Annotated in this window: 7 protein-coding genes; 3 read left to right on the top strand and 4 right to left on the bottom strand. The window is 49.9% G+C overall.

Translation table 11 applies throughout. From position 1 onward, the window contains the following. Positions 1–134: 134 nt before the first annotated feature. Positions 135–299, bottom strand: a complete 165-nt coding sequence (locus V6F78_RS22210) for a hypothetical protein (protein WP_332728330.1) — start codon at positions 297–299, stop codon at positions 135–137. Between the two features lie 533 nt (positions 300–832). Beyond that, positions 833–1,114, bottom strand: coding sequence for a helix-turn-helix domain-containing protein (locus V6F78_RS22205; RefSeq protein ID WP_332728328.1), 282 nt, complete (start codon positions 1,112–1,114; stop codon positions 833–835). 970 nt (positions 1,115–2,084) lie between these two features. On the opposite strand from V6F78_RS22205, the gene V6F78_RS22200 reads away from it, so the two are divergent. Continuing rightward, entirely contained in the window at positions 2,085–3,617 is a 1,533-nt protein-coding gene (locus V6F78_RS22200; protein ID WP_332728327.1) for a P-loop ATPase, Sll1717 family, read from the top strand. A gap of 125 nt (positions 3,618–3,742) precedes the next feature. Here the strand turns inward: V6F78_RS22200 and V6F78_RS22195 are convergent, their stop codons facing one another. Then, positions 3,743–4,033 carry a type II toxin-antitoxin system RelE/ParE family toxin gene (locus tag V6F78_RS22195; protein ID WP_332728325.1) on the bottom strand — a complete coding sequence of 97 codons (291 nt, stop codon included), beginning with the start codon at positions 4,031–4,033 and terminating at the stop codon, positions 3,743–3,745. Beyond that, on the bottom strand, positions 3,996–4,259 hold the full coding sequence (locus V6F78_RS22190) for a CopG family ribbon-helix-helix protein (protein ID WP_332728324.1): 264 nt from the start codon (positions 4,257–4,259) through the stop codon (positions 3,996–3,998). Before V6F78_RS22190 ends, V6F78_RS22195 begins: the two co-directional genes overlap by 38 nt. 304 nt (positions 4,260–4,563) lie before the next feature. Here V6F78_RS22190 and V6F78_RS22185 point away from each other — a divergent pair, with 304 nt between their 5' ends. Continuing rightward, positions 4,564–4,881: a hypothetical protein gene (locus V6F78_RS22185; RefSeq protein ID WP_332728323.1), complete on the top strand. Its 318-nt coding sequence runs from the start codon at positions 4,564–4,566 to the stop codon at positions 4,879–4,881. Continuing rightward, complete coding sequence (locus V6F78_RS22180; protein ID WP_332728321.1) at positions 4,878–5,126, top strand: hypothetical protein; 249 nt, start codon at positions 4,878–4,880, stop codon at positions 5,124–5,126. The genes V6F78_RS22185 and V6F78_RS22180 overlap by 4 nt, the downstream gene beginning before the upstream one ends. Positions 5,127–5,632 lie beyond the last annotated feature (506 nt).

Below are 5,632 nucleotides of genomic sequence, written 5' to 3'. Positions count from 1 at the left end.
GCAGTCCGCCTGCGGCTTTTGCCCTGTTCTCTACAGGCCACGTAAGCCATGGCCTGTAGAGAACAGGGAGAGATTCCGGCTACCCGGAATCCTTCCCCCTTTGAAGGAGAGTTTCCGATTCGGAAACTTTTGGCTCATTCGTCCAGGGCGCTAAATAGACTGGACCAGGTGGCGGGCTCCTGAGGTTTTTCAGGCGTTGAGGGGTTGGCAATTGGTGGGTGTTCCGGTTTGTGCTCGATGAGCAGAACGGTGGCGCGCAGTTCCTGGACTTCCTTGCGAAGTGCCTGAAGTTCAGTCAATACCTGGTCCCAGGGTTGAGCTGTGCCAATCTGTGCCATATCAGGTGTGTCAGGCTGTGCCACGGGGGCCAAAGCGCCGTAAGCGCGCATCAATTCAGACGTCTCAAACTGACGATTTCCAGAAGGGTCTAGCCCATATGAAACAAGGCCTCTATCCATATCGCGATAGATCGATCTACGGCTTCTGCCTGTCAGTTTTACGGCTTCGTTTAGGGTGTGCCATGCCATATTTTAAGACTGTGCCAGAGTGTGCCAAATCAGCCGTGCCAAGGTGTGCCACAGCTGTGCCAAGCTAGGAAGATTAATCGAGCACCGGGGCTTTCCCTAAAAGAGGAGAGATTACGGCTAGGCCTGACAAATGCCTGACAGATGGAAGACAAATGCCTGACAAAGGCCTGACACCCTCACTAGGGGATTGAAAATACCTGACAAATGCCTGACAAGCGAAAGAGCAGTAGTGGAATGCTAAAAATGACAGGCACGCCAAGGATGTATACATCCGGTGCCAAAGGTGGGCCTTTGAAACCCAGCCTCTACGAGGCTTTAACAGAGGTGACAATCTCCATACGGATATTAAGGCGGGCAGCAAGCTCAACTATTTCATCCAAGGAAAAAGCGTTGAAGTCCTCTTGGAGTAATTGGCTCACACGGCTTACTGACAAGCCAAGGTTAGAGGCTGCATGGTTTGGAGGATATGCGTTGTCGCGTACACGGTTAACTACAGCAACCATCAATTTGGCCTTCAGCAGAAGTGCCTCGGGGGTATGGCACCCGATCTCGGCAAAGACATTCTCTGTTTTGGTTCTATTGTCCATGAAAGGCTCCGGCTAACGCGGTCCTGCGGTCCTTGTTGGCTGCAGCCTGGTGCAGCAGCTGCGCTACTTTCCAGGCTGCCGCTTGATGCGGTCTAGGGCATCATGCCCTATAGGAAATACAGGATTTGCACTGCGCGGCCAAACGCAATATCTTTGGCCATATCAGCAACATAGAATTAAAACGAAAAAACCCTGCCAAGGCAGGGTTTCATTCGGGCCAGCGGCGACTGCAATCGCTCTGGCCAAGGTCTCGGGGAATTCTGCTTTAGGAGGCGGGATACGAGACCTGGTAAGCCAATTCTGTCGAGAAAACGCTCGGCTGTCCAGCTTCCAGCCTCCCCCGATATCTCTTCCCGACGCTTGGAATCAAGATGCTTTGGGCCCGGGAAAGTAATAGCTGCCGATCAAGGGGATCTCTTCACGGCAGCCGGTATAGCCGGTTAGGTGCGACCCGCAAGGGCGAGAAGGCAATGGCAGGGCAGCGTAAAAACCCAACCACGGGCGCTGTCACTGTCCTAAAACCCACCAACCGCCAGACGCCGAAGAGGGCAGGGGGCGCAGAGGTAAACAATCCCCGAAAGTCTGGAACGCCTGTTGGGAGTGGGAGCCGGGTGACTGCACCTGGAAAAAATCCTCACTGCGTGGAGTCATGCGAGACGCTTTTTTTAAAAGCTGATCGTAGGGGCTCCCACGCCAGTGGGAGCTATCAAGAGCGTCGCGCAGCCATCATTATTTGCCGCCCATCAGCGGCACTCTATAGGCGTCAGCCATCATTGCCCCTGCTCTTTGCCTTCTAGGTTTATAACCTGCTTTGGACCTTTCCCAGCGAGTGGGGGCCCCCCTTTAGGGGGTCGAGCTGGTGAGCCGCATTGCGGCGAATGTTCTTAGGTGTGCCTCTATTTCCTAATATGTCGTTAGGACAACCCTATGTTATTATCACTAACTAGCTGATCTACTATAGGCATTATTAATGATTACGGACTGGATTAATATTGGTGAAGTTTCTGCTGAGCGTGATGCAAATCTAAGCAATTACTTCTTTGATGCTGGAGTTTCTGCTGAGCTCGTCAACAATACAAAACAATACCTTTTGTTAGGGCGTAAAGGGGCTGGCAAAACAGCAGTTTTTCTCCATCTTCTGAAAAAGCCAAAAAAAATCTTTTCTGAAAAAGATATTGTAATCGGTATGTCGCTACAAAGTTATAATTGGCAAGCTCACCAGCTTCTCAGTAATGATCTAAAGGCTGGAGGTTTCCAGCATCGTGATTCATGGAGATTTGTTCTTTGCGTGGAAACAATAAGAGCTTATCTTACGTTACTACACGGACAAGGTACTAAGATCCCTAAAGATTTAGCTGCTGCAGAAAAGGTTTTGAAGAAATTATTTGACGGGCCTGTGCCATCTTGGTCAGAACTTTTAGGAAGTAAACTTTTTTCCTTGGCTACTGCAAAACTGCCAGATTTTTCTGCTGGTGAAGAAGGGGTTTCAGTTGGCGGTGGTGAAGTAAGCTTTGAGAATATTAAAGATGACCCTTCTTTACGGAATAGCTTAAATCGAAATATAGAAAACCTTACATCTTGGCTTGAAAAATGTCTTAATTCCGTTGTGTCAGATATTCGTATTTTTTTGATTTTTGATAGGCTTGATGAAGCTTGGATCACAGACTTCGTATCTCAATCGAAATCCATTATCTGCGGGCTTCTGCATGCATCTGAGCATATTCTTCAGAAATTTAATGGCCGCGTGAGACCGCTAGTTTTTTTACGTGAAGATATTTTCTCAACATTTGATATCAATGATAGAAACAAGCTCAGGGAAGACTGCAGCAAAAGCTTGAGATGGACGCAAGAGGCTATCGAAAGTTTAGCTCTTACTAGAATAAATTTCTTTGCACGGAAGGCTGGAATTCCAGAAGTATCCTCTCTTCATGAAATTTTTCATGAGAAAGAAATGAGAAGCAGGACTCCGCCTGCAAAACATATATTCAATCGTACTATGGGTAGGCCGAGGGATATGGTTGCTTTCCTAAGTCGTACGTTTAGCACAGCAAAAGCTGAAGAGTTATACGATAAAGAAACTGACAAAATATCCTCAAAAGCTATTTACGCGGCAGAACCTGGGTACAGTGAATATTTGTATGAGGAGTTAAGTGATGAATGGCGTAATCAAAACGAAAAATTTCATGACTATCTTGGTACATTGGAAAATTTAAGATACGCAGCAATCACAACTAATGAATTAGAATCTGCACTTTCAGGAAAAGGCATTGTCCACGACCGAACTAGCTTTCGGAACGTAGCTAGATTCCTTTTTGAAAACTCAATAATTGGTATCACCGTTGGGGATTCTAAACAGTGGCGTTATCGTTGTTTTTATCCAACGCAAGCTTTTGTAGATACTGATGTAGTAAAAGTCCATCCTGGCTTGATAAAGCGTTTGGGACTTACCGAGGGTAGTTCAGATAAAGTAGGAAGTATGGCAAGCGAATTACCTCAAGAGTAAAAGGCGCGCCCTATATTAGCTCTTTGATAACGCAATTATCGTTAAATGGCCTGCACAAAAAATCCCGCAAAGCGGGATTTTTTTTTGGGGGGAATTCCCAGGATTAGAGCTGGAATAGGCCAGCTTTACCAATCTACTGGGCGCTCCGCGTGCTGATGGAGGATTCGATATATCAGGATGGTGTCCTCCTTCCGCGTGTAAACAGCTCGATAGGGGTATTTCGAAATAATAAGCTCTCGGCAATCAGGAATATCTGAGGATTTTCCTAGTTGGGGAAAGGTCTCCAGCATCGTAAGTGCTTCGATAAGGTGAAACACGACGCCTTCTGAGGCTTCAGCGCCTAACAAAGGCGCGTAATGCTCGTAGATACCGTCGAGGTCACTGTCCGCCTTGCTGGTTAATGCGATTTTCGGCACGGGCCACCCACTTAGCCTTCACGGCATCCAAGTCGACTAGGTTGCCTGCCTCTGCATCCGCAATGCCTTCAGCGACTGCTCGGAAATGCCAGGACTCTGATTCTACATAGCGTGCCAAGGCGCGCTTGAGATGGTACTGACGATCTCGATCAGTTGCCTCGGCAAGTTGATCAAGCTGATTGATCAGATTCGGTTCTACGCGGAACGACAGGACAGGCGAAGCCATGATACACACTCCTAACACGCTGTATACAGCGTCTACGGAAAAAGATAGTGTATACGCTAATCGTAATTAACGATTTACGCAAGCGAATACAAGCAACTGCAAGGCGAACGGTAGAACCTGAAAAGCGAACCCATCGGGCTTCGAATAACGCCGCTTATGTTCAAAAGGCCCCCACACTTGAGAGAGTCGTGGGGGCCTTTTTTTCTGGGCACGGAAACCAACCCCCCCTACACTGGTACGCCAGCCCCCCCTGCTGTGGTTTTACGCGTAGTGGGCCACTCACTCGGAACAGGAAGCCACCGCCATGCCGTTACCCGTCACGCCCTATTATGAGCGCCGTCTGCGCGACCTGCGCACGCTATCCCCTGCGGCTGCCGCACTGGCCGAGCGCATCGCCTTGGACCTGCAGCCGCAAATGCTGGCCACCTCGACCGAGATGTTGGAGGCGCAGTTACTGGATCACCTGCAGGAAGTGGCTGAGCAACAGACGCGTTGTGTGACTCGACTCTGGGACTGGTTAAACGCCGTGGTCAGCGCCGGAGCGCTGACGCCACCACAGGCGGCAGCGTTTGCCTGTGACGCCGCGACCTTGGGCGGCCCGTCTGGTGTGGTACCAAAATGATTGGCGACGGGATTCACGAAGACGCGTTGCAGCACCTGGTGCAACAGAACGCGGTACGGGAGTTTGTGGTGAGCCGCGATGCCGGGCGGGAAAAGTGGACGTTTTCGGTGCGCCTCGGCGGGCCACACTCCCGACTGATTCCGGTGCGTTCACGGCGTGAGGTGATACGGACGTGGGCCAGCCTGACGGCGGTGGGCCGCTTTGCTGAGGGGCTGGGCGTGCGGGGCTTTGCGGTCGAGCTGTAAAAGGTGTGCAGTGCATACCTTTTACATCCTCAATTACAGAGTTCCGGGTTGAGCCAAGTACATGCGTGTTTGGGACGATGTCATGAGAAATGATTGATTAATGCCTGTTTTGTGCATCCTAGGCGCATCAAAACCATATTAGAAATGCATCAAAACCGCATTAACAGAGCATGAGGGGCTTGGTTCTTTTGAGGGAGGAAGACGCTAGTGCAGGATAGGCATTCGTGCCTCGTTTGTGCCACAGCCATCGACTTTACTCCCCTGCTTATAAGACTCTTGGACGCATGGGCTCTATTGCACAGGTGTGAGATATCTCGTTCAAGTTTGAACGAGGAGTAGCTCATCTGAACTGATTTTTAGCCGGAATCTCTCCCCCATAGACCGCTCCTGTTTGGGGAAGCAGTCCGCCTGCGGCTTTTGCCCTGTTCTCTACAGGCCACGTAAGCCATGGCCTGTAGAGAACAGGGAGAGATTCCGGCTACCCGGAATCCTTCCCCCTTTGAAGG

The sequence above is a fragment of the Pseudomonas sp. ESBL9 genome (genome assembly GCF_036668715.1).
Taxonomy (GTDB): domain Bacteria; phylum Pseudomonadota; class Gammaproteobacteria; order Pseudomonadales; family Pseudomonadaceae; genus Aquipseudomonas; species Aquipseudomonas lundensis.
Note: the sequence above shows the minus strand (reverse complement) of the source record. Positions and strands in the feature narration are given on the sequence as shown.

What these genes read in the sequence shown, in the direction of transcription:
- V6F78_RS22205 (WP_332728328.1), bottom strand. Translation starts at nt 1,114, where the DNA reads ATGGACAATAGAACCAAAACAGAGAATGTCTTTGCCGAGATCGGGTGC.
- V6F78_RS22200 (WP_332728327.1), top strand. Translation starts at nt 2,085, where the DNA reads ATGATTACGGACTGGATTAATATTGGTGAAGTTTCTGCTGAGCGTGAT.
- V6F78_RS22190 (WP_332728324.1), bottom strand. Translation starts at nt 4,259, where the DNA reads ATGGCTTCGCCTGTCCTGTCGTTCCGCGTAGAACCGAATCTGATCAAT.
- V6F78_RS22185 (WP_332728323.1), top strand. Translation starts at nt 4,564, where the DNA reads ATGCCGTTACCCGTCACGCCCTATTATGAGCGCCGTCTGCGCGACCTG.
- V6F78_RS22180 (WP_332728321.1), top strand. Translation starts at nt 4,878, where the DNA reads ATGATTGGCGACGGGATTCACGAAGACGCGTTGCAGCACCTGGTGCAA.